General features: G+C 50.7%; 22 protein-coding genes and 1 riboswitch. Of the genes, 11 read left to right on the top strand and 11 right to left on the bottom strand.

Annotation, left to right across the window (positions count from 1 at the left end; translation table 11 throughout):
* Positions 1 to 243: 243 nt before the first annotated feature.
* The 4 genes from tldD to HAV38_RS08320 all read left to right on the top strand — a co-directional run bounded on the left by tldD (position 244) and on the right by HAV38_RS08320 (position 4,293).
* On the top strand, positions 244 to 1,704 hold the full coding sequence (gene tldD, locus HAV38_RS08335; protein ID WP_168054337.1) for a metalloprotease TldD: 1,461 nt from the start codon (positions 244 to 246) through the stop codon (positions 1,702 to 1,704).
* Between the two features lie 15 nt (positions 1,705 to 1,719).
* Positions 1,720 to 2,232: a GNAT family N-acetyltransferase gene (locus HAV38_RS08330; protein WP_245182272.1), complete on the top strand. Its 513-nt coding sequence runs from the start codon at positions 1,720 to 1,722 to the stop codon at positions 2,230 to 2,232.
* A gap of 366 nt (positions 2,233 to 2,598) precedes the next feature.
* Positions 2,599 to 3,663 carry a 3-deoxy-7-phosphoheptulonate synthase AroG gene (gene aroG / locus HAV38_RS08325; protein ID WP_168054335.1) on the top strand — a complete coding sequence of 355 codons (1,065 nt, stop codon included), beginning with the start codon at positions 2,599 to 2,601 and terminating at the stop codon, positions 3,661 to 3,663.
* A 420-nt stretch (positions 3,664 to 4,083) separates the two neighbouring features.
* Entirely contained in the window at positions 4,084 to 4,293 is a 210-nt protein-coding gene (locus HAV38_RS08320; RefSeq protein WP_168054333.1) for a hypothetical protein, read from the top strand.
* Positions 4,294 to 4,424: 131 nt separating this feature from the next.
* On the opposite strand, the gene HAV38_RS08315 is transcribed toward HAV38_RS08320, so the two are convergent.
* Together HAV38_RS08315 and HAV38_RS08310 are read right to left on the bottom strand one after the other, a co-directional pair.
* The gene (locus tag HAV38_RS08315) at positions 4,425 to 5,021 is read right to left on the bottom strand and encodes a retropepsin-like aspartic protease family protein (RefSeq protein ID WP_168054331.1); all 597 of its coding nucleotides are present in this window, start codon (positions 5,019 to 5,021) and stop codon (positions 4,425 to 4,427) included.
* 165 nt (positions 5,022 to 5,186) lie between these two features.
* The gene (locus tag HAV38_RS08310; protein ID WP_168054329.1) at positions 5,187 to 5,672 is read right to left on the bottom strand and encodes a YajQ family cyclic di-GMP-binding protein; all 486 of its coding nucleotides are present in this window, start codon (positions 5,670 to 5,672) and stop codon (positions 5,187 to 5,189) included.
* Between the two features lie 287 nt (positions 5,673 to 5,959).
* On the opposite strand from HAV38_RS08310, the gene murB reads away from it, so the two are divergent.
* The gene (gene murB, locus HAV38_RS08305; protein WP_168054327.1) at positions 5,960 to 7,018 is read left to right on the top strand and encodes a UDP-N-acetylmuramate dehydrogenase; all 1,059 of its coding nucleotides are present in this window, start codon (positions 5,960 to 5,962) and stop codon (positions 7,016 to 7,018) included.
* Between the two features lie 98 nt (positions 7,019 to 7,116).
* Here murB and ppnP read toward each other — a convergent pair whose 3' ends face one another.
* From ppnP to HAV38_RS08280, 5 genes are all read right to left on the bottom strand, one after another.
* Positions 7,117 to 7,431 (bottom strand): pyrimidine/purine nucleoside phosphorylase, encoded by a 315-nt coding sequence (gene ppnP / locus HAV38_RS08300; protein WP_168054325.1) that lies wholly within the window; start codon positions 7,429 to 7,431, stop codon positions 7,117 to 7,119.
* Positions 7,432 to 7,632: 201 nt separating this feature from the next.
* On the bottom strand, positions 7,633 to 8,868 hold the full coding sequence (locus tag HAV38_RS08295) for an argininosuccinate synthase (protein WP_280730146.1): 1,236 nt from the start codon (positions 8,866 to 8,868) through the stop codon (positions 7,633 to 7,635).
* Between the two features lie 116 nt (positions 8,869 to 8,984).
* Positions 8,985 to 9,902: an ornithine carbamoyltransferase gene (gene argF, locus HAV38_RS08290; RefSeq protein ID WP_168054321.1), complete on the bottom strand. Its 918-nt coding sequence runs from the start codon at positions 9,900 to 9,902 to the stop codon at positions 8,985 to 8,987.
* Positions 9,903 to 10,217: 315 nt separating this feature from the next.
* Positions 10,218 to 11,180: a ribosome small subunit-dependent GTPase A gene (rsgA, locus tag HAV38_RS08285; protein ID WP_168054319.1), complete on the bottom strand. Its 963-nt coding sequence runs from the start codon at positions 11,178 to 11,180 to the stop codon at positions 10,218 to 10,220.
* Positions 11,173 to 12,465: a M48 family metallopeptidase gene (locus tag HAV38_RS08280; RefSeq protein WP_168054317.1), complete on the bottom strand. Its 1,293-nt coding sequence runs from the start codon at positions 12,463 to 12,465 to the stop codon at positions 11,173 to 11,175. The genes rsgA and HAV38_RS08280 overlap by 8 nt, the downstream gene beginning before the upstream one ends.
* A 78-nt stretch (positions 12,466 to 12,543) precedes the next feature.
* Between HAV38_RS08280 and orn the strand changes: the two genes are divergently transcribed.
* A complete protein-coding gene (orn, locus tag HAV38_RS08275) occupies positions 12,544 to 13,140 on the top strand; it encodes an oligoribonuclease (RefSeq protein WP_168054315.1) in 597 nt (198 codons plus the stop codon).
* A gap of 182 nt (positions 13,141 to 13,322) precedes the next feature.
* On the opposite strand, the gene HAV38_RS08270 is transcribed toward orn, so the two are convergent.
* Complete coding sequence (locus tag HAV38_RS08270) at positions 13,323 to 14,021, bottom strand: UPF0149 family protein (RefSeq protein ID WP_168054313.1); 699 nt, start codon at positions 14,019 to 14,021, stop codon at positions 13,323 to 13,325.
* Between the two features lie 186 nt (positions 14,022 to 14,207).
* Positions 14,208 to 14,618, bottom strand: coding sequence for a VOC family protein (locus HAV38_RS08265; RefSeq protein ID WP_168054311.1), 411 nt, complete (start codon positions 14,616 to 14,618; stop codon positions 14,208 to 14,210).
* A 242-nt stretch (positions 14,619 to 14,860) separates the two neighbouring features.
* Between HAV38_RS08265 and HAV38_RS08260 the strand changes: the two genes are divergently transcribed.
* Positions 14,861 to 15,853: a serine/threonine protein kinase gene (locus tag HAV38_RS08260; RefSeq protein WP_168054309.1), complete on the top strand. Its 993-nt coding sequence runs from the start codon at positions 14,861 to 14,863 to the stop codon at positions 15,851 to 15,853.
* A gap of 212 nt (positions 15,854 to 16,065) precedes the next feature.
* Positions 16,066 to 17,085, top strand: coding sequence for a DUF2891 domain-containing protein (locus HAV38_RS08255; protein WP_168054307.1), 1,020 nt, complete (start codon positions 16,066 to 16,068; stop codon positions 17,083 to 17,085).
* A gap of 150 nt (positions 17,086 to 17,235) precedes the next feature.
* Here HAV38_RS08255 and HAV38_RS08250 read toward each other — a convergent pair whose 3' ends face one another.
* Positions 17,236 to 17,565: a DMT family transporter gene (locus tag HAV38_RS08250; protein ID WP_168054305.1), complete on the bottom strand. Its 330-nt coding sequence runs from the start codon at positions 17,563 to 17,565 to the stop codon at positions 17,236 to 17,238.
* Between the two features lie 541 nt (positions 17,566 to 18,106).
* Here HAV38_RS08250 and hmgA point away from each other — a divergent pair.
* Together hmgA and fahA are read left to right on the top strand one after the other, a co-directional pair.
* Complete coding sequence (gene hmgA / locus HAV38_RS08245; RefSeq protein ID WP_168054429.1) at positions 18,107 to 19,432, top strand: homogentisate 1,2-dioxygenase; 1,326 nt, start codon at positions 18,107 to 18,109, stop codon at positions 19,430 to 19,432.
* 157 nt (positions 19,433 to 19,589) lie between these two features.
* The gene (fahA, locus tag HAV38_RS08240) at positions 19,590 to 20,867 is read left to right on the top strand and encodes a fumarylacetoacetase (protein WP_168054303.1); all 1,278 of its coding nucleotides are present in this window, start codon (positions 19,590 to 19,592) and stop codon (positions 20,865 to 20,867) included.
* Positions 20,868 to 20,916: 49 nt separating this feature from the next.
* Here fahA and lpxO read toward each other — a convergent pair whose 3' ends face one another.
* A complete protein-coding gene (gene lpxO, locus HAV38_RS08235) occupies positions 20,917 to 21,819 on the bottom strand; it encodes a lipid A hydroxylase LpxO (protein ID WP_168054301.1) in 903 nt (300 codons plus the stop codon).
* Between the two features lie 297 nt (positions 21,820 to 22,116).
* Positions 22,117 to 22,314, top strand: a riboswitch (yybP-ykoY riboswitch).
* A 120-nt stretch (positions 22,315 to 22,434) separates the two neighbouring features.
* Here lpxO and HAV38_RS08225 point away from each other — a divergent pair.
* Entirely contained in the window at positions 22,435 to 23,439 is a 1,005-nt protein-coding gene (locus HAV38_RS08225) for a sodium:calcium antiporter (protein WP_168054297.1), read from the top strand.
* Positions 23,440 to 23,462 lie beyond the last annotated feature (23 nt).

The raw sequence follows: 23,462 nt of genomic DNA, 5'->3' as shown, positions 1-23,462 counted from the left end.
AAAAAACGACTGATTCCGATATTTTCTGACATTGTTATGGAACGCTAACGAGAATAGTACTATCGCGGTCGGTTCGGGATAACTACGCCATTCCCCTTGCCTTGAACCTTGAAGTTAGCGTACCCACAAGTTTTATCTGCATTGACGTCAAGTCGATGCCTGTTTTGGTCGTTTTACTGCAGCACGCAATTGGATGCTCTACAATCACTCTTAATCTGTCCACATTGCAAGGCACTCAACACTATGAAACCATTTGAACCCAACCTCCATGCACTAGCTGTCGCGCGCGATGTCTTGCTGACGCCGTTTGGCCTGGACGAATCCAGTTTGCAAAAAGCACTGGCAACAATGTTCACGCACAAGGTCGATTATGCGGATCTTTATTTTCAGTTCACCAAGAGCGAAGGTTGGAGTCTGGAAGAAGGTATCGTCAAGACCGGTAGCTTTTCGATTGATCAAGGCGTCGGTGTTCGTGCGGTTTCTGGGGATAAAACAGCCTTCTCTTACTCTGATGAAATTTCCGAGCGTGCGCTGCACGACGCGGCGATTGCCACTCGCACAATTGCGCGTCAGGGTGCGGGCAAGATCAAAATTGCCAGTGTCATGGAGCAAAAAGGTGGACGCTCGCTATATCTTCCTAATGATCCGCTGACTTCGCTGGACGCCACGGAAAAGGTGAAGTTACTGGAACGCATAGAGCGTATTGCACGGGCGAAAGATCCGCGTGTGGTGCAGGTGATGGCAGGGCTGGCCGGTGAATACGATGTTGTACTGGTGGCGCGCAGTGACGGTGTAATCGCTGCCGATATTCGTCCTCTGGTGCGGTTGTCGGTCACCGTGATTGCAGAGAAAGACGGTCGCCGCGAGTCCGGTAGCAGCGGTGGTGGCGGTCGTTATAGCTACAGCTATTTCACTGATGAATTGCTGGAGAAATATGCTGCGGAAGCAGTCGCTTCTGCATGCGTGAATCTGGACGCGCGTCCTGCACCTGCTGGGCCGATGACTGTCGTTCTTGGTAACGGCTGGCCCGGTATTTTATTGCATGAAGCAATTGGTCACGGGCTGGAAGGCGACTTTAACCGTAAGGGTTCCAGCACCTTCTCCGGTCGTATTGGCGAGCGGGTGGCTGCAAAAGGCGTGACAGTGGTGGACGACGGCACGTTGGCGGATCGGCGCGGTTCGCTGAATATTGATGATGAAGGCAATCCAACGCAGTGCACCACGCTGATTGAGGATGGTATTTTAAAAGGTTATATTCAGGACACCATGAACGCGCGTTTGATGAAGATGCCGGTAACCGGCAATGCGCGCCGTGAATCGTTTGCGCATTTGCCGATGCCGCGCATGACCAATACCTACATGCTGGCGGGTGACAAGGACCCGGCTGAAATTCTGGCCTCCGTCAAAAACGGGTTGTACGCGGTCAACTTTGGCGGTGGTCAGGTCGATATCACAAACGGAAAATTCGTATTTTCGGCAAGCGAAGCCTACATGATCGAGAATGGTAAGGTCACTTACCCGGTCAAGGGCGCAACGTTGATCGGTAACGGTCCCGATGTGCTGAATCGCGTATCGATGATCGGCAATGACATGCGCCTGGATCCGGGCGTAGGTGTATGCGGTAAAGAAGGGCAAAGCGTGCCGGTGGGCGTGGGGCAGCCGACGTTGCGGATCGACGGTGTGACCGTGGGCGGTACTGCTTAAGCGCTGGTGTTGGCGATGATTACAGTGAAGCCATCGGTTGGCGCCGGGACTGCTCAGTCTGGCGATCCACTTGGACTCGACTGGATGTGGGTGCCGTTTGCGGGATTAAGTGCGACGCAGGTGTATGACTTGTTGGCTTTGCGGCAGCGGGTTTTTGTGGTCGAACAGGCGTGTGTCTTTCTGGACGCGGATGGTATCGATCGACAATGCTGGCATGGGCTTGGTTATTTAGCTAATGGTGATTTGAGCGCATATGCGCGCATCGTGCCGCCCGGTGTGTCGTATCCGCAGCCATCCATCGGTAGAGTGGTGACCGCCTCCAACCTGCGCGGCGTCAATGTCGGGCATGCTTTAATGTCGCAGGCAATGGCGCAAGTAGCGCGGCTTTATCCAGGTTTAGACGTCCAGATCGGCGCGCAGGCGCATCTGCAGCAATTCTATAGACGCTTTGGGTTTGTGCCGGTGGGGGATGTCTATGATGAGGAGGGCATAGCGCATGTTCACATGATTGCTAAAAGCATCGCATAGTCGAACCACGAAGAATGTTATAGGGTTAATGATCTTTAGGTTGCGCTTAATTTTATTAATTAAAAGACCACATTTTAATGAAGTTGGGTCGCTAAATTCTTTTAAGCGCACTTGACTTTTGAAGTGTTTTTTAGCGAAGCTTGCTTAATTTTCAAAACTGTTGCATTATCTTGCCCAGAGCTCCAACTAATTACCCGAAGACATGACTTTTTCAAACGCTTATTTTTATTTTTACTTTAGCTATTCCAGCCCCACGGCGGTGAAAAGCGGTAAGCGTTCGTAATTACGGAACAAACCGAAATTCAAAAAAACCGCCGCTAATGGCGGTTTTTTTATTCCCAGTCACTTTTTAGCCCGGAGAGAAAAATGCCACGCACCGACGACTTGCGCATACGAGAAATGAAAGAATTAACACCACCATCCCATTTAATCCGTGAATTTGGCTGCACTGAAAAAGGTGCTACCACTGCCGCCGACTCGCGCATTGCATTGCATCGCATTTTGCATGGCCAAGACGACCGCCTGATGGTCGTGATTGGACCTTGTTCGATCCATGACACCAAGGCAGCGATGGAATATGCGCGTCTGCTGGTTGTTGCGCGTGACCGCCTTAAGGGCGAGCTTGAAATTGTGATGCGTGTATATTTTGAGAAGCCGCGCACCACCGTTGGCTGGAAAGGTCTGATTAATGACCCGTACATGGACAACAGTTTCCGCATCAACGACGGTTTGCGCATGGCGCGCGAATTGTTATTAAACATCAACGAGCTAGGTTTGCCAGCCGGTACCGAGTTTCTGGACGTGATCAGTCCACAATATGTGGCTGACCTGATTAGCTGGGGCGCAATTGGTGCACGGACTACCGAGTCGCAAGTGCATCGCGAGCTGGCTTCCGGTTTGTCCTGCCCGGTCGGATTTAAGAATGGCACCGATGGCAATGTCAAAATTGCGGTCGATGCCATGAAGGCCGCATCGCAGCCACATCATTTTCTGTCGGTTACCAAAGGCGGTCACTCGGCGATCGTGTCGACCAACGGAAACGAAGATTGCCACATCATTCTGCGCGGCGGCAAAGCGCCTAATTATGATGCAGTGAGCGTTGATGCGGCGTGCAAGGACATCGCAAGCAACGGTCTGGCACAACGCTTGATGATTGATGCTTCGCATGCGAATAGTTCCAAGAAGCCGGAAAATCAAATTCCCGTTTGCGCCGATATCGCCAGTCAGGTTGCTGCCGGTGATGATCGTATCGTGGGGGTGATGATTGAATCACATCTGGTGGCAGGTCGTCAGGATCTGGTGCCGGGTAAGGAATTGACTTATGGTCAATCGGTTACTGACGGGTGTATTAGTTGGGAGCAGAGCATTGCTGTGCTGGACGGATTGGCTGAGGCTGTTAAGCAGCGGCGCTTGTTTAAGCGGGCGCCTTAAGTAAATAGATTATCGGGCGTTTTTTCTTGTTCGACGTATGGCGTTGAATAGGGAGTGCGTTTGAGTCGTGGTATGGTCGGCAAATTTAAGGACCTTTTCAGTTATCTGAATGGGTCTTTTTTTTGTTTGGATTTAGAGGGGCGGTATTTGAATTTCTTGGTTGGAAATTTTATTAGGAGGTGTTATTGGTGGCGGGGGCGATTGGTTGTTCGGTTGACCGGTAAATGAAACGGTTGGTGCTCCGTGGATGCTGGTCGGGAGTGGCCCGACACCCAGTCACTTTTTTTGCTTGGCTAGGCGCCCCCGCAAAATAAGTAACCAACAAAAAGGCGACCGCAGAGGCGTCGCCCGCCGTTGGCGGGTCCCCGATTATTTCGACTATCAGTCGGGTCGAAATACCAACTCGCCTTCGGCTCAGACATGTATTCCGATAATTCCCGACTGATAGCCGAAATAACCGGTAACGCCCATGACGGGGTAGGTCAACTTCAACGGCCAGTTCAACTGCAACTGCAACTTCAACGGCCAGTTCAACTGCCACTGCCACTGCAACTGCAACTGCAACTGCAACTGCAACTGCAACTGCAACTGCAACTGCAACTGCTACTTCAACAGCCGCCGCCTTTATGATTGACGTGCTTTGGTTTTCACTGGCTCGGTATGTCGGCAGAAAAGGTCAGTTGACACGGGTGCGGTGTGTGGATGGGCCTGATGGGGGGGGCGGGCAAAACGATGATTTTTACATCTGAACTGGTTCAGGATCAAAAGCGTTTGGTCAGTACCATCATGTCGCCTTCGCGGCGCATCTCGGTGCGATTCAGAAACGACATGCCTAGTAAGGCAAACGATAGACCGCTTTCCATTACTACGGCATCGACCTGGCGCAATTCGATATCGCCGACTTTTACGGTATCCAGGCGGACGCGATAGGCTAAAGCGGGTCCGTTTGCCGTGCTCATGGTGATGGTCTGGCCTTGCTGGTAGTTTATGCCTAGTCTGATGGCGTCTGCTGCCGGTATGGCAATAACGGTGGCACCGGTATCTACCAGCATCTTTATTGTTCCCCTGTTTACCTGACTTTGGGCGACGAAGTGTCCTGCACCGTTTACCTTCAATGTCACGCTGGCGCTGATACCTGGCGCGCTGCGGCTGACGTACTCCCCGATACCGATAATTTGGGGTTTCCCTTTTACGTCCACGGTGGCAGTCGATCCTGTGACCGAGGTCAGGCGCACATTGGCGTCGATTTTGTCACCGACAGAGTAGGTCTTGGGTGCGGCTCCATTGATGACCAATACGGCTTTTCCGGGAAATAAGCCAACCACGCCGACATCAGTTGCCTGAGCAGAAAACGCCATTGACGTGCATAGAAAAAAAACAGGCGGTCAGCCTGGGCAAAGGCATTAATGGGAAGGCTTTCAAATAGTTGGATAGGCGGCATGCAGCGCAACCAGCAGGCGCTTGATCGCGTTCTGCCTGGTTGCTCCGTATTTAAGCCAAAGACTTTGGATGCGGGCAATAACTTAATCGCGGAAGTTATTGAATTCCAGTGGCAAATCTGCAATTTCCTTGCGCAGCATCGCCATCGCTGCCTGCAGATCGTCGCGTTTTGCACCAGTGATGCGGACCGCGTCACCCTGAATGCTGGCTTGCACTTTCATCTTGCTGTCTTTTACCACCCGGACGATTTTTTTGGCGTCTTCGGTCTCAATGCCATTTTTGATCTTGATGACTTGCTTTACCTTGTCGCCGCCGGTTTTTTCGATCTTGCCCATGTCCAGAAAACGGACATCGACGCTGCGCTTGACCAGCTTGTTGGTGAGTACATCACGTACTTGCGCCAGTTGAAAGTCTGAGTCGGCGTAAGCAGTCAGATCGCGTTCTTTTAGTTCAACGCGGGCGTCGCTACCTTTGAAGTCGAAGCGCGTTGCAATCTCTTTGCTGGCCTGGTCAACGGCATTCTTGACTTCGGCAAGATTGGCTTCGGATACGGTATCAAATGATGGCATGGTGAGTTTCCTTAATAGATTCTAATATTGCGTATTAAATTGGTGCAAATGGTGCGCGTAATGCACGTGGAGCAAAGAATGCGAGTCATAGCTATTCATGCCGATTGTTCGACGCCATGACTAAGATTTGCTCTGTGTCTTAGTGTAACGTGCATTCTATCGAACAAAAATACCTGCGGCTATTGGTTACCGATCTGATTGCGGTATTTTTGTATTTATGAGGTTAATGACGTGGAATTTTATTGGGTTTGCGAGTTATGGTGTGAGTTCCGTATAATCTCCGACCTATGCCTTCCATCATAGAGAATACCGCAATCACTCCTGCCCATTTGCCCGTCCAGGCAGACTTCCCTCTGCGCGCACTGAACACCTTAGGCATAGAAGCGGCTGCGCATGCTTTTTTGTCGGTTGTTTCCATCACCCAGTTGCAACAGGTGAAAGCGGACCTGCGCTTGTCCGCCTTGCCAAGACTGATATTGGGCGGTGGTAGCAATCTCGTCATGACGCAGAATTTCTTAGGACTGGTATTGCATATTTGTAATCAAGGCATCCAGATCGTCGGTGAAGATGCTGATTCTATTTTTGTGCGCGCTGCTGCGGGGGAAAATTGGCATAAACTCGTCAAATGGACATTAGCGCAAGGGCTCGGCGGACTGGAAAACTTATCGTTGATTCCCGGTAACGTTGGTGCCGCGCCGATTCAGAATATTGGCGCTTACGGGGTCGAGATGCAGGACCGTTTTCATTCACTGACGGCATTCGATTTTGCATCGGGCGAAGTTCTGACGTTAGGTCATCAGGATTGTGGATTTGCCTATCGCGACAGTATTTTTAAACACCATCTGCGCGACCGCGCTATCGTGCTTGACGTCACGTTTGCGCTGCCGAAGCGCTGGCAAGCCGACGTCCGCTATGGCGATATCGCGCAAGAACTGGCAGCGGTTGGCATCACTAAGCCCGACGCACGCGATATCAGCAGCGCGATCATCGCGATTCGGACGCGCAAATTGCCTGATCCGGCGGTGATTGGTAACGCAGGCAGCTTTTTTAAAAATCCCATCGTACCTGCCCATCAAAGAGACGCCTTGCTGGCGCAGCATCCCGCGTTGATCAGCTACCAACAACAGGATGGCCAATTTAAACTCGCCGCTGGCTGGTTGATCGACCAATGCGGTTGGAAAGGCAAGGCGTTAGGTCCAGTCGCCATGTATCAACATCAGGCCTTAGTATTGGTTAATTTGGGCGGTGCTAGCGGACAAGATGTTGTACGCCTATCGCAAGCTGTGCAAGCCGACGTGCTCGCACGTTTTGGCGTGGTGCTAGAGCCGGAGCCGGTCTTCGTCTGATCGTTCGGACAAAATCGGATATTCTTAAATTAGAAGTAAAAAATGCATTCGATTATCGAATGCATTTTTCATTGCGGGCTGAACACGCACGCAACTATTTAAGCGTAATGACAAACGTAGTTGACCGTCTCAATAGTTTCAATATCGAAGCCAGAGTCGCCCGGGATATCGAAGCTGTCGCCAGCCACATATTTAGTCCAAAGGGCTTGATCTTTTTGGCGCACCTGACAAATACCGCTGGTGATATCCATGATTTCGGCCACGCCAGTATTGAAAGTCAGCGTTGACGGCAAGATCACGCCGAGCGTTTTTTTAACGCCATTTTCAAGAATAATAGTGTGCGACACGCATTTTCCATCGAAATAGACGCTGGCTTGCTTCAGGACGGATACGTTATCAATTTGCGCGCTCATGAGAAAACCTTGTAAGAAAATAGTTGATACTGGTGGAGGTAAAAAACTTTGCGTAATTATCGCAAATTTATAAGTGATCAGGACCTGTATATATTATGGTCATCCAAAAAAAAACTCTATCGATCCTTAGATCAATAGAGACTTTTTTATCACCGAAGAAGGCTATCCCAGACTAAACAGCCGTCTGTGAAGAGTTAAACGTTATTGCCCTCGCTGCCCCCGCGCATTAGCCGCAATCCGCAACCGCAAGGCGTTAAGTTTGATAAACCCACCAGCATCCGCCTGATTGTAAGCGCCGCCATCTTCGTCAAAGGTTGCGATCTTCATATCAAACAATGAGTCAGTTTTAGAGTCGCGAGATACCACAATCACGTTACCTTTGTATAACTTCAACCGTACCCAGCCATTAACGCTTAATTGGGTTTGGTCGATCAAAGTTTGCAATGCAACGCGCTCCGGAGCCCACCAGAAACCGTTATAAATCATTGACGCATAACGTGGCATCAAATCATCTTTCAGATGCGCGACTTCACGGTCCAGCGTGATCGACTCTATGGCGCGATGAGCCCGCAGCATGATGGTGCCGCCCGGTGTTTCGTAGCAACCGCGTGATTTCATGCCGACAAATCGGTTTTCAACCAGATCCAGACGACCGATACCATGCTTGCCGCCCAGACGATTCAACTCGGTCAGAACGGTGGCTGGTGACATACGGGCGCCGTTTAGGGCAACGATGTCGCCTTTTTCGTATTCGATATCCAGATATTCCGCTTGATCTGGTGCCGCTTCCGGGCTGACGGTCCAGCGCCACATGCTTTCTTCAGCCTCTGCACTTGGATTTTCCAGATGACGGCCTTCAAAGCTGATGTGCAACAGATTTGCATCCATCGAGTAGGGTGCGCCGCCGTTCTTGTGTTTCATATCGATTTCGATACCGGCGTCTGCTGCGTACTGCAGCAATTTTTCGCGCGACAGTAAATCCCACTCACGCCACGGCGCGATGACCTTGACGTTAGGCATCAGGGCATACGCACCTAATTCAAAGCGTACTTGGTCGTTACCTTTGCCAGTCGCGCCGTGCGAGATGGTGTCTGCGCCAGTTTCCCGGGCGATTTCGATCAGACGCTTGGCGATTAACGGCCGTGCGATGGATGTGCCCAGCAGGTATTCGCCTTCATATACCGTGTTGGCACGGAACATCGGGAACACGAAGTCGCGCACAAACTCTTCACGTACGTCATCAATGTAAATGTTTTCCGGCTTGATGCCGAATTTCAGTGCTTTTTGGCGCGCTGGTTCCAGCTCTTCGCCCTGGCCCAGATCCGCGGTAAATGTGACGATTTCACATTGATAGTTATCTTGCAGCCATTTCAAAATGACCGAAGTGTCAAGGCCACCGGAGTAGGCCAACACTACTTTTTTTACGTCGCTCATGATTCGCTTTCTAATGTTTCGGTGTTGTTCGGTGTTGTTCTATATTCAAAATGGCGATTCGTTCGGCGGCGAAGGTGTCATGCGCCGGGTGAATGCCAGAAGTCGCCAGGGTAAGCGCTTCAGGTATCGAGTTTTCCTACCACCAGATACTCAAGCAGTGCTTTCTGCACATGCAATCGGTTTTCAGCCTCGTCCCAAACCACGGATTGCGGTCCGTCAATGACTTCGGCTGACACTTCCTCGCCACGGTGAGCGGGCAGACAATGCATGAACAGGGCATCGGGTTGCGCGCGCGACATTTTGGCCTGATCCACGATCCAGCCGTCAAAAGCTTTCAGGCGGGCGTTGTTTTCGTCTTCATAACCCATGCTGGTCCAGACATCGGTGGTGACCAGATGCGCACCCTCGCAGGCGTCCGATGGATTATCGAATAACGTGTAGCGACTGCTATCAGCGGTCACCAATGCCGGATTCAGGTCATAGCCTTTTGGCGTCGATAAATTGACATGAAAGCCAAATACCTGCGCCGCTTGCAGCCATGAATACAACATATTGTTGGCATCGCCGATCCACGCTATCGTCTTGCCTGCGATAGAGCCACGCTGTTCAATAAACGTAAATACATCGGCCATGACCTGACATGGATGATGTTCATTGGTCAGGCCGTTAATTACAGGCACCCGCGAATTGGCAGCAAAGCGCTCGATAATTTCCTGCCCGAAAGTACGAATCATGATAACGTCGCACATGCGTGACATCACCTGACCAGCGTCTTCGACCGGTTCACCGCGTCCAAGCTGGCTATCGCGGGTGTTCAGGTAGATCGCAGCACCGCCGAGTTGATGCATCCCGGCTTCAAATGACAGGCGGGTCCGGGTCGAGTTTTTCTCGAACACCATCACTAGCGTGCGGTCAAGGAGCGGGTGGTGCGGCTCATAGTTTTTAAACTTACGTTTAATGATGCGGGTACGTTCAATAATGTACTCGTATTCATCCAGCGTAAAGTCGGAAAACTGCAGGTAGTGTTTGATTGCCATAAATGAAAATGGCGGCAGTGGTAGGTCTGCCGCCGAAGTTTCTAACCCGTTCAATTATAAGGGATATTGCTTAAAAAGATACCTGCAGAAGGGACCTACCCATCGGCTTAATATCAATAAAAAGGCAGAAGGGAGCAGTATCTGGTCCATATATATCAATATTGCGCGACGCTTAGCAGATGATGGGGCCGATCAATGTCGCAATGGGATGACTATGAGGCACTGCAACTTAGCTTTCCCAATAGGCATAAAGCAGGCATTGAGCAGGCACTAAGCAGGCATCAGGCGGGCAATACCTGAATTGCTCTCATTCGTTCAATACAAAGTTTGTGATGATTCATGCAACAATTGTTTATACAATTGATGTCGCATCGGTGCGATCTTTCCATCTTGCACTGCTTCCAGAACGGCACAATTCGGCTCTATCAGATGATGGCAATTGTAAAATTTACACTTCCCAAGGAAAGGTTCGAACTCTCTGAATGCTCGCTCCAACATTCCTTCGCTCAGTTGGTACAAGCCAAACTCTTGGAATCCGGGCGAGTCGATAATGTAGGTTTCATCGTTTGTGCCGGGATTGACCTCATATAAGCGGGTAAAAGTCGTCGTGTGCTTACCGGTATCCAATGCAGCAGAAATCTCTCGCGTGGCGATGTCGGCATCCGGCACGATCAGGTTAATGATCGACGATTTACCCATTCCAGACTGGCCGATCAGTATGGTCGACTGATTTTCCAGCAATGGCATCAGGGTAGCGCAGGTTTGCTCCGGCATGCCCATGGCGGATACTTCATGGATCGGATAGCCAAGTTTTGCGTAAGCTTGCAAGCGTTCGCGGGTTCTCGGCAGCGAGGCGGCGATATCGGTCTTGTTCAAGATGATGTGCGCGGCAACGCCTGCGGCTTCGGCAGCCACCAGCGCACGCGAGATCAAATCATCGGTAAATCCCGGTTCGGTCGCCACCACGATAAACAATTGAGAAACATTAGCAGCAAGCAACTTGGACTTGTATTGATCCGAGCGATATAACAGGCTGCGCCGCTCGCCGATGGACTCGATGACGGCCTGATTCTTGGAGGTCATATTGAGATTAACTTTATCACCGACCGCCACGTCGCTCTTCTTGCCGCGCGTCACGCAATGCAGTTTTAATGATTCTCCATCAACCAGCGCCTGGACCAGATAGTGGCGACCATGCGCTGCGATGACCACACCGATGGCGGTTGCGATGCCTGCTTTTGCTGCCTTACCCGGCTTGGGTTTGTAATGATCAACCATGCGCGACGACTGCTCCTGATTTTGTGGCAAGTAACTTATTAATACGCAGGGCGGCTGGCGGATGCGAATCATAAAAGGCGGAATGCAGCGGGTCTGGCGTTAGCGTCGATGCATTATCCTCGTACAATTTCACTAGCGCCGAGACCAGATCGTCTGCTTTAGTATATTTGGCGGCAAACGCGTCTGCTTCAAACTCGTGCTTACGGGAGGTGATCGACGATAGCGGCGACAACATGAAAGTAAAAATTGGCAGTGCCAGCATGAACAAAATCAACGCCATCGCATTGTTATTGGATAAATCGGCCAACAGCAATGGCACCACCCCAAGTCCGGTGTAAAACCATAATTGTTCTTTGAGATAGCCTAGTAGTGCCAAAAATACGAGCGACACCACAAATAATACGATGATGCGTTTAATGATGTGCTTGAGCTTGAAATGGCCCAGTTCATGTGCCAGCACTGCTTCGATTTCATGCGGTGCAAGGCGCGCCAGTAGCGTATCGAAAAAAACGATCCTTTTACTCGCACCGAAGCCGGAGAAGTAAGCGTTACCATGGGCGCTGCGCTTGGAACCATCCATCACAAACAAGCCTTTGGACGCAAAGCCGACGCGCTGCATTAATCCTTCGATCCGTGCCCGCAAGCTGTCATCCGTTAATGGCGTGAATTTATTGAACAACGGTGCTATCACGGTTGGAAATAGTACCAGCATCAATAGCTGAAAGCCGCTCCAGACCAGCCATGTATAAAACCACCAGATACTGCCGGATTTTTCCATCAGTAACAAAACCACCCAGATCAGCGGCAAGCCGATTACCGCACCGAGCACGGTGCTTTTTAGTAAATCGACGAAAAATAACTTGTGCGTCATTTTGTTGAAGCCATACCGCGCCTCAAGCACAAACTGTTTGTAGTAAGCCATCGGTAAGTCGATCAGACCGGAAATCGCTAAAAATGCGACCAGTAAGCTTAGTTGATACAGCATTCCGGACCCGGTTACGCCGAATAAAGTGCCCGAAAGCCATTGCAAACCGCCTAGCAAAGTGAAGCCAATCAGTACCACCGCATTGACTAAAATCCCAAAAAGGCCGAATTTAGTCTTCGCCACGGTGTAATCTGCGGCTTTTTGATGTGCCGAAAGCTGAATTTTTTCAGAGAACTCTGGCGGTACTGCGCTACGATGCTGCAACACGTGGCGAATCTGACGCGAGCCGAGCCAGAACCGCAAAGACAGGCTAATTGCCAAAAAGACTATAAATAATACTGAAAATGCAAATGAAGACATGTTGTCCCTATGTGAGAAAATACGCGCCTGACGACGCAATTTAAGCGCGTTTCCCAATAAATAGTAAAGAGAACAATTATGTCACAAGCTATCGATTCATCGACATCATCCGCACCAGTTGTGGCACCGTTGCGCACTAATGAATTCAATCTGATCTGGGTGGACATGGAGATGACCGGTCTCGACCCCGATGCAGAGCGCATCATCGAAGTAGCGGTAGTCGTCACCGACCCGCAACTCAATATTTTGGCAGAAGGGCCGGTTTTTGCCATCCATCAGGCGGATACCTTTCTGGATGGCATGGATGCATGGAACAAAGGCACCCATGGTCGCTCCGGTTTGATCGAGCGGGTCAAAGCGTCGACTGTGACTGAAGTGCAGGCCGAAACGGAGCTGATCGCCTTTCTGCGCAAATACGTGCCTAACGGAAAGTCGCCGATGTGCGGCAATACAATTTGTCAGGATCGCCGCTTTATGGCGCGTGGCATGCCAAAGCTGGAAGCGTTCTTTCACTATCGCAATCTGGATGTCTCGACGCTAAAGGAATTATGTCGCCGCTGGAAGCCTGAACTGGCGAGTGGCTTCAAGAAGCACCAAAAGCACACCGCGCTCGCGGATATTCTTGAGTCGATTGAAGAGCTGAAATACTACCGCGAACATTTCATCAAGGAGTAAATTGTCGGATGCGTCAAGCGCATGGCTGTTGCGCTATATTAATGCTGCCGTAACTTGTGGCCTTACGCCAGGCAGTGTTTGGCAGCGTAACTGGTAACGACACCGCTTTGATTGTGCACCTCACTTTTACAATGACAATGCGACCTTTCAAAGATCGAAAGGTGGCATTTTCCGCTTCGGTTTTACTCTTCGGCTAGTCCAGCACCGCAGCACTTCTTAAATTTCTTGCCACTTCCACAACCGCACAAATCATTCCGTCCGACTTTTGGCGTCTCGCGCTGGATTGTTTTAACTGCCGACTTGCGGTTGGGCAGCCAATAGCGATAAATTTCCGGGATCGCTGCTTCGACCTCAACAGTCAACTTATGGCGCTGAATCGGATCTTCGCGCAGGCGCATTTCTTCTTCTTCCAACTCTTCTGCACCCAGCAGATAAATTGGCCGGACCACGGTAGATAAGTTCGAGGTCCAGATTGGCTCCCACGCTTGCGGGCGCAAGTTGATGCCCTCCCAGAAGCCCCACGTCCAGGCTTCACCGTCCAATAGCGGCTTGCCTTCATGCTCAAACTCGCAGAACAGCGGCTCGTATTCTTTTGGTGCAACTTCTAGCGTGACCGCGATTTCGTTCATGTAGCGTGCGATCAGGCCGACCGTGCGCTCAAATTCCTTGTCGGATTTAAATTTAGGCGCATCCTTTAGTGACGGACCCCACACGTGCGGTAGCCATTCACCCAATAAAATTTGCTCCGGACCGATGACCAGCGCGGTCAGATAACCGTGCAGCGTGTCCATGGTCATGCTTTCTTCCCCGCAGCGGTCGGAAAGCAAAAAGTCGTCTAATTCATCAAATTCTTTATCTGATAGCGGTTCGTCAAGTTCCATCGTGATGCCTATGTAATATATAAATGTGAGGTTCGAGGCGGATTTTACGATTGAAATGCCCAAAGCTCGCAATTTAGTGTCAAAAACACCCAAATCATCGTATTTTTGGGTGCAATTCCGGGCAATCCCGCTCAACTTTTTGTGTAATCTAGTATCCGCACATTCCGGGCAGGGTTCCTTGCGCGATCAAGCGCGCTCTTCATCAAAGTTTAACTCCACACCATTGCCGCCAGGGTCTTTAAAAAATAGCTGGGTTTGGCGCGTGACTGGCGAGAATACGATTTTATACGCCACGTTGTGCGCTGTCAGGTGCGTTTGTATGGCTTGCAGGCTGGCGCAGGTAAAGGCCGCATGGTCAAAAGTATTGGTCGCGACAACTTTGCCGCTGGGCTGCGGTATTTCTATTGATGTGGCGTCGGTTATTTCGCTCAGATGCAAAACCGGCAGACCGCCCGCGTAGAGCCAATACCCAACGCTGCTAAAAGCAGGGCGCGGACCATCTTCTAACCCGACGACGTCGCAATAAAAATTTTTCAGGATCACCATCAGCGCGCGTGGCGCACGCAGATTGTAATGATTGAGTCCGAGCACTGGCATGAGCACTTCCTGTGGATTGAGCGTGGATAACAACGACAGTATTTTCTGCCAGGTAAATTTTACGCCGGTTCCGCCTCAGTATTGCGTTTCTTCCTATTTTGGTAAAAGTAGCCAGCATCGTCATGTTTAATATTGTTATTTTTGCATTTTGCACCAGGCGTGTGGAGGGCCGTCCAGCAGTTAACAATAAATGGATTCGTTCAGGCAGGGCGAGACCACATTTGCAGCTTACAATAGTCGGCATGAACCTAATCACACCCGCATCATTTTCTACCCTGACCCCGGATACCGTGCTGGATGCGCTTGATAGCATAGGCTTGCATGGCGATGGCCGTTTGCTGGCGCTCAACAGTTATGAGAATAGGGTTTATCAGATCGGCATGGACGATGGACCGCCTTTGGTAGCAAAATTTTATCGACCACAGCGTTGGAGCGACGACGCCATTCTGGAAGAGCACGCATTTGTTGAAGAACTGGTTGAGCGAGAAATTCCCGTGGTCCCCGCCTCGGCGAGTAAGGACGGAAGCACATTGCATCAGTTTCATGGGTTCAGGTTTGCGGTATTTCCAAGGCATGGCGGCCGTTCGCCAGAGTTAGAAGACAGCGCGACGCTGGAATGGTTAGGCCGGTTTCTGGGACGCATCCACTCGATCGGAAAGCTAAAGAATTTTGCGCACAGGCCGACGCTGAACATCACTACCTTCGGTATCGAACCAAGTAATTATTTGTTAGGGAGTGCGTTTGTCCCGGAAGATTTATTAGCCGCCTATCGCACCACCGTGACCCAGGCGCTAGAAGGCGTGCGCCGCTGTTTCGATCGGGCTGGCGACGTCGGTGCGCTGCGCTTGCACGGTGACTGCCATGGCAGTAATGTGCTGTGGACCGACGCCGGGCCGCACTTCGTCGATTTCGACGATAGCCGTATGGGACCTGCTGTACAAGATTTATGGATGTTATTGTCAGGCGAACGTCAAGACATGGTCCGTCAGTTATCCGACCTGCTAGCTGGCTACGAAGATTTTTGCGATTTTGATCCACGTGAACTACACCTGATCGAAGCACTGCGGACACTGCGCCTTATACATTATTCCGCATGGATCGCACGGCGCTGGGACGACCCCGCGTTTGCGGTAGCATTCCCCTGGTTTAATACGCAGAGATATTGGCAAGACCGCGTGCTGGAATTACGCGAGCAAATCGCCTTGATGGATGAGGCCCCCCTCTGGCCCTCTTGAGGTAGGTCGGATTGACGCAAAATCGCCCCGGCGGCGTTGGTGCTTTCCTAGCCACGCTGCGGCTCGGTGCTAGCATACTGTCTGCATCGGCAGGGTTGGCAAGCCGGTTGCCGTGACAGTTTTGCGTGATTCCGATTGCATGATTCAGGTGCCTGGCTCTCCTGGCGGCATTGCGCGTCTTCATATCAATCAAACATAACCATCGCAAAACCATGACCCAATCGAACCACCATCTAACTCCAGACCTGGCCTCCAGGTTCGCCAAATTGGTACTAGGCCATTTAACCCAGGAATACCCAAACAAGCTAACCCACTCGCTCGACAGCGCAGCTGACGTACAAAGCCCGCGCGCGTTATACCCCATTTTTTACGGCAGTTACGACTGGCATTCTTGCGTGCATGGTTATTGGTTATTAACGCGCTTGTTGACGCGTTATCCCAATCTGCCAGAAGCGCCAACGATACGTGCCGTATTTAATCGTCAACTAACCGAAGCAAATGTAAAGGGCGAACTAGCCTATCTGGCAGTCCCTTCGCGTGCAGGCTTCGAACGCCCATACGGCTGGGGTTGGTTGCTGGCACTACAAACCGCACTGGAACAAAACGTCACCACAGAAAGCCAACGTTGGGCCAAAATCCTATCGCCGTTAGCCGATGCTTTTGTCGCGCGGTTCATTGATTTCTTGCCGAAAGCGACCTATCCGGTCCGCGTAGGCACCCACTTCAATACGGCGTTTGCGATGACCTTAGGTTTGAAATATGCGCGCGCAGCCCGCAACACAAAATTGGAAACACAAATTTGCGAGACCGCCTGGCGCTGGCACGCAAATGATGTCAACTGTCAGGCTTGGGAGCCCAGCGGGGACGAATTTTTATCACCCGCATTGATGGAGGCCGAATTGATGCGGCAAGTATTATCCGATGCCGAATTTCAGATCTGGTTTAGCGCATTTTTGCCGAATCTGGTGCAGCGTCAGCCGGCCACATTATTTTTGCCCGCGACCGTGACCGACCGCAGCGACGGCAAGATCGCCCATCTCGATGGACTTAATTTTAGCCGCGCCTGGTGCCAGCGTTCGATAGCGCGCGCGCTGCCCCGCGATGATCCACGGTCAGCATTACTATTTGCCTCCGCAGATCTGCATTATGAAAGCGCTATTGCGCATGTATCGGGCGACTATATGGGCGAACACTGGTTAGGAACGTTTGCCTTATTAGCCTTGGAAGCTTAAGGCCAAAACCATTCGTCCAACCGGGGTGCGCACACTTGCCCGCCATTTTTCATAAATCTCACTGTCCTTCGGCACGGGTTTTTGCATCGTATTTCTACGTAATGCCTAATTGGCGGCAAAGAGACGCAGCCTTTGACGCTAAATGCCCTGTTAATGCGACACCGATTTAGAAAATACATTGAGCACCACCACGCCAGCGACAATCAGACCGAGTCCGATTAAAGCGCCCGCATCCAATGTTTGTTTAAATACCAGCCAGCCAATCATGGCGATCAGCGCTATACCTATGCCGGACCACATCGCATACACGATCGCCACGGGCAGCGTACGCAACGTCAAGGACAAGAAATAAAACGCGATCAAATAACCCACTACGACCACGACTGAGGGCAGCAAGCGGGTGAACTCGTTGCTGGCCTTTAGAGCGCTAGTGGCGATAACTTCTGCGACGATCGCGATACCTAAATATAGCCAGTGCATTTGTTTTTCCTTTAATAATTCGCGTCGATACCGGTGACGACGTCACAGGCGGCATTCACATAAAGATATTTTAATGCATATGAGCAACAATAGAATTTAATTAATAATTAGATACTTTTTTATCGATATTTATTAATTTTTTTGTTAAATTTGAGTGCAATTTCATTAATTCTCATTGCACAGCACAATATTTATTATTTTGTAAATGAATGTGGTACCTAAAATGATAAAACGGAAGCTAACGATCCTTGCTACAAATCAAGGAAATTCCTGTATTTTTAATTGTCGGTGACGCAGTGGTACTAAGTGTAATTGTTCGCCCGGACGCATCTCTGATATTCTTGTGTCGTATCTTTATGGATGGGGTTTGTATCGTTGGCGCTTAGCCTGACGTGAATGCGCTGGTCGGGAAGTATTGTCCGTTTAGCGCCCAAGGAGAAATTGAATGCCCACGCTCCAGTCTGACACAATATCGGCCTCGAAATCGGAGGCAATCATCGGTTTGTGCGCCACTTCACTCTCTGAAGCCGCCCAAAAATCAATGCAAAACACTCGTGCTGACGGTACTGAGGCGGTCCGGTATCAATCCGGATTTGGCAATGACTTTTCTAGCGAGGCGCTGCCCGGTGCGTTGCCGGTAGCGCAAAACTCACCGCAAAAAGTAGCGTACGGTTTGTATGCCGAACAGTTATCGGGAACGGCCTTTACAGCACCGCGAGCGCATAATCGTCGATCCTGGTTGTACCGCATTCGACCAGCTGCAATGCATCATGCCTTTGAATCGCTGGCTCACCCTTTACTACGTAGTGGACCATTTAAGCAGGTACCGGCATCGCCTAATCAACTGCGCTGGGATCCTTTGCCGTTGCCATCGTCTGGCCAGGTTGCCGATTTTATCGACGGTTTGATTACATTTGCGGGTAACGGCGACCCAGCGCTACAGGCTGGCATGGGGATTCATTTATATATCGCTAATCGCTCCATGCATGAGCGGTTTTTTTATGATGCCGATGGAGAGTTATTGATCGTGCCGCAGCAGGGACGTTTGCGGGCGCATACCGAATTTGGCGTGCTTGATGTGACGCCAGGAGAAATTTTAGTGATCCCGCGCGGGGTGCGTTTTAGAGTGGTGTTGCCGGATGGCGAGGCCCGTGGATATGTTTGTGAAAATTATGGTGCCCAATTTACGTTGCCGGAGCTCGGCCCGGTTGGTGCTAACGGATTGGCAAACGTCCGCGATTTTCTGGCACCGGTGGCGGCTTACGAGGATCGCGAAGGCAATTTCCAGTTAGTGGCAAAATTTGGCGGTCGGTTATGGTCAGCCGCAATAGACCATTCGCCACTGGACGTGGTGGCCTGGCATGGAAATTACACACCCTATAAATACGACCTGAAGTGCTTTAATACGATTAATACGGTCAGTTTTGACCATCCTGATCCTTCTATTTTTACTGTCCTGACGTCGCCCTCGGATACTCCTGGAACTGCTAATGTGGATTTCGTGATTTTTCCGCCGCGCTGGATGGTCGCTGAGAATACGTTTCGTCCGCCTTGGTTTCACCGCAATGTGATGAGCGAATACATGGGGTTGGTACATGGTGCCTATGATGCCAAAGCGGAAGGCTTTGCGCCGGGTGGTGGTAGCCTGCACAATTGTATGAGCGGCCATGGGCCCGATGCTGCAACCTTTGAGAAAGCCAGCGCAGCAACGCTGTTGCCACACCGAATCGATAACACGCTGGCCTTTATGTTCGAAAGCAGATACGTAATACATCCGACGCAATTTGCATTGGATACACCACTGCTACAGAAAAATTATCTGGCTTGCTGGGACGGATTAAAAAAGAATTTTACCGGCCAGCCTTAAATGCTTTAGCACTTTCTGATTTAAGCCGATCTGCTTCAAGCCGACATAATTAACCTTATCATGCGATGCGCATGGTAAATCCAGATACGCCGTTCAAGACATACCCAGTCAACAAGAGATCAACAGCCGATCTTTTTATATTAACGGGAGATATTAAATGCCACCTAATGACCCTGCGCTTAAATCCTTTATCGCCACTGCACCAGAGTCTCATTTCCCGATACAAAATTTGCCGTTCGGCATCTTCAGTTCGGTTGAAGATGCGACCTTGAGAGTCGGTGTTGCCATCGGCGATCACGTGGTGGATCTGGCGCTGCTAGCGGACGCCGATCTACTACCATTGCCTTCAGAAGTCTTTCGTAGCGGCAGCCTGAATCAATTCGTTGCATTAGGCCACGCAACCTGGCGCGTCACGCGAGAGTTAATCAGTCATTTATTACGCGACGATAACCCGTTATTACGCGACGATCATACTCTACGTTCTGCAGCGTTATTGCCGCAGGAGGAGGTCACTTTACATTTGCCCATGGAAATAGCAGGTTACACCGATTTTTATTCGTCTAAAGAACATGCTACCAACGTCGGCAGCATGTTCCGTGATCCAGAAAATGCGTTGCTACCAAACTGGCTACACATGCCCATCGGTTATAACGGGCGGGCAAGTTCCGTGGTGGTCAGCGGTACCGCATTGCATCGTCCAAAAGGTCAGTTGAAACTACCGGACAGCGACGCGCCGATCTTTGCGCCGTCGCGCAAGCTGGACTTTGAGCTGGAAGCCGGCTTCTTCATTGGGCAGCCGAATGCGCTAGGTGATCCAATAAACATCGCCGTCGCCGAGCAGCATATTTTTGGCATGGTGTTGCTCAACGACTGGAGCGCACGCGATTTGCAACAGTGGGAATACGTGCCTTTGGGACCTTTTAACAGTAAATCTTTCGGCACCTCGATTTCACCTTGGGTGGTGACGATGGAGGCGCTGGAGCCTTTTCGCGTTGCCAGTCCGGCGCAGGTGCCGGTGCCACTGCCATACTTGCAGGAGCATACTGACAATGGGTTCGACATCACTCTTGAAGTGACCTTAAAACCGGCGGAGGATAGTAGTGGTTCCAGCGTCGGACAAGTGATTTGCAAAACTAATTTCAAAGCAATGTATTGGACTATGGCGCAACAACTTGCGCATCACACGGTATCCGGCTGTAATACCAAAGTAGGCGATTTAATGGGGTCAGGAACGATCAGCGGCAATACGCCGGATGCATGCGGCAGCTTGTTAGAATTGACCCGCAATGGACAAAATCCGCTGACGCTGACCGGTGGGGCGCAACGCGGTTTCATACAGGACGGGGATGAAATCAGCATGACCGGGTGGTGTCAGGGCGACGGTTATCGAGTTGGCTTTGGTAATGTCGTCGGCAAAATTTTACCAGTGCAATAAAACAGATTTGCAAGTAGGGCGCTGTGATTGCGCCCGACTATACACGCTCTTACAGCCAGATAATTGCGGCAATCGCGCCGATAATCAAACCGAACTTGACCACGTAATAGAGTGGCTTACTAAATTTTTTGAGTGCCCTGCGGTACTGACCGGCAGCCCATACAAAGCGAAACAGTTTATTAATGCCACCCGTCTGATCGCCGGTCTCATTCGGTGATGCCGCCGCGCTCATCATATGCCGACCAAGCCAACGGTTGACCGCTTGTGCCCAGCGATACCGCATAGGGCGCTCGATATCGCAGAATATAATAATGCGATTAACGTCGGTGCCATTGTGCGCCCAATGCATAAACGTTTCATCGAAAACGACACCCTGACCGTCGCGCCAGCTATAGCGCTCGCCATTAACTTCAATAAAGCAACGATCATCGTTAGGCGTAATCAGGCCCAGGTGATAGCGCATCGATCCGGCGAAGGGATCACGATGTAAGTTAAGTTTTCCACCCGGTGCAAGTTCAGCAAACATTGCTGCTTTGACGCTGGGCGTACGGCGCAGTAACGCCACCGTTTTTGGACAAAACTGTTCGGCAGATGGATGGCTGGCGTCATACCATTTTAGATAAAAACGCTTCCATCCTGCTTTAAAGAATGAGTTAAAACCGGCGTCGTCATTTTTTTCTGCTGCGCGAATTTTTGCCATACCGGTGAGGGCCTGCGCTTCATCCCGAATGGTTTCCCAGTTGTCTTCCAGAATTTTTAAATCACTGAAAATACTGGTCGGTAAATACGCTTTATCCGTGGGTACTTTAGAAAACCAGTACATCAGAATGTTAAGCGGTGCCATGATCGACGAATGGTCGAACAACTGGCGAAAAAAAGGTAACCGTACCTTGCCGCGGAAGTGCACGTAAATAACGGATAAAAGAAATATACTAATCACTGCCCATTTCATGACAATGTGCTCCAATCAAAAATAGCTGCGTTGGTATTGATGGGCTGCACGCATAAATAAGCGCGCCGGCACGCAATAACAAAGAGCAAAAAAACAATAAAAAATCAGCAGAAAAATCAACTTGTCGCCATTCTAGCCGTTTGTAGCTAATTACTTCTGATTTTGACAGTTATGGCTATTGATACCATTGATAACCGTTGATAAGCCTCGATAACTATTTCCCATAAAAACTAAACAAGAGCGCCAACCAATTAGTCGATTGCCTTAAGGGGAATTTTAATGATAAGATCGGCGCTTCCTTAGGGGAGTAGCCTTCTTGCAACAGAACCTCGCTGACACCTGATCAAGCGTCTCTGTTTTGCAATGAGCGTATGTCAACATACTTGACGCTTATCGTCATGGCATACGCGACCGTCGGGTCTGGCAAGACCTTTGGTGCATTGTCTTTACCCGGCTGGGCGAAGACGCTGCGCCATTTGTCAGTGCCCAGCCCTCAGGATGTCCCGTTATGCTCAAGTCGCGCTGTTCCTTTGTTTGCCCTCTGGTTGCCCATTCAAGCGCATCTTCATTCGTATTTTTGCGAAGCCACGTAGCTGACCGGCTAGAGGTATCAGCATGATCCTGACGATTGCATTGTTATTAGGGTCTGCGATTGTTATCTATTTGTCTTGTGAGTATTTCGTCAACAGTATTGAGTGGGTAGGGCGTCGTCTTGGCGTGGCTCAAAGCGCCGTCGGTACGGTACTTGCCGCATTTGGTACGGCCTTGCCGGAGACCGTGGTGACTTTTGTCGCGGTGGTGTTTGGCCGCGATGCTGCACATAAGGATATCGGCGTCGGCGCTGCGCTTGGCGGTCCGTTGGCCCTCAGCACGATTGCCTACGCGGTGGTCGGTTTAATGTTCATTTTGAATCGTAAGAAGCTTGGCAACGTCCTCTTGTCCGCCGCAGATGGTGCGCGGTTGAGTCGCGACCAAGCCTGGTTCATGGGTATCTTTGTACTCAAGATTACGTTAGGTCTGTTCGCTTTTGCGATCAAGCCATGGCTGGGTTTGGTGTTTCTGATGGCTTATGGCGTGTATATTTGGGGCGAAATCCGCAAAGAAGACAGCGCCGATATCGAGGTCCATGATCTTGATCCGCTAAAATTTCGGCCAAACGATCCGCAGCCCGCGCTTGGCTGGGCGGCGTTGCAGACGTTAGTGGCGCTAGTTGTTATCTTTTTGAGTTCACAGTTATTCGTAGCGCAGTTAGAAGCGATGGCACCATGGCTTGGTATATCACCGCATTTGGTGGCGCTGCTGTTGAGTCCGATCGCGACCGAATTACCGGAGATCCTCAACGCCGTGATCTGGGTGCGCCAAGGCAAGCAAACGCTGGCATTGAGTAATATCAGCGGCGCGATGATGATACAGGCAACGATACCCACGGCTTTAGTGTTGATCTTTACGCCATGGTTGCTCGATACCGCATTGATCTGGGCGGGCATGGTCACAATGGTCTCGATTGCAGGTTTATATATATTGTTACGTAAGCAGATGTTGACCGGTGGCCGTCTGGCGATGTTTGGAGGACTGTATCTGATCTTTGCGGTGGGGTTAGCATTGATCGGCATCCGTTAAAAAGTGCGGGCGGGCGGTAGACC

It is taken from the genome of Glaciimonas immobilis (genome assembly GCF_011947285.1).
Taxonomy (GTDB): domain Bacteria; phylum Pseudomonadota; class Gammaproteobacteria; order Burkholderiales; family Burkholderiaceae_D; genus Glaciimonas; species Glaciimonas immobilis.
This window is presented reverse-complemented; position numbering and strand designations above follow the sequence as displayed.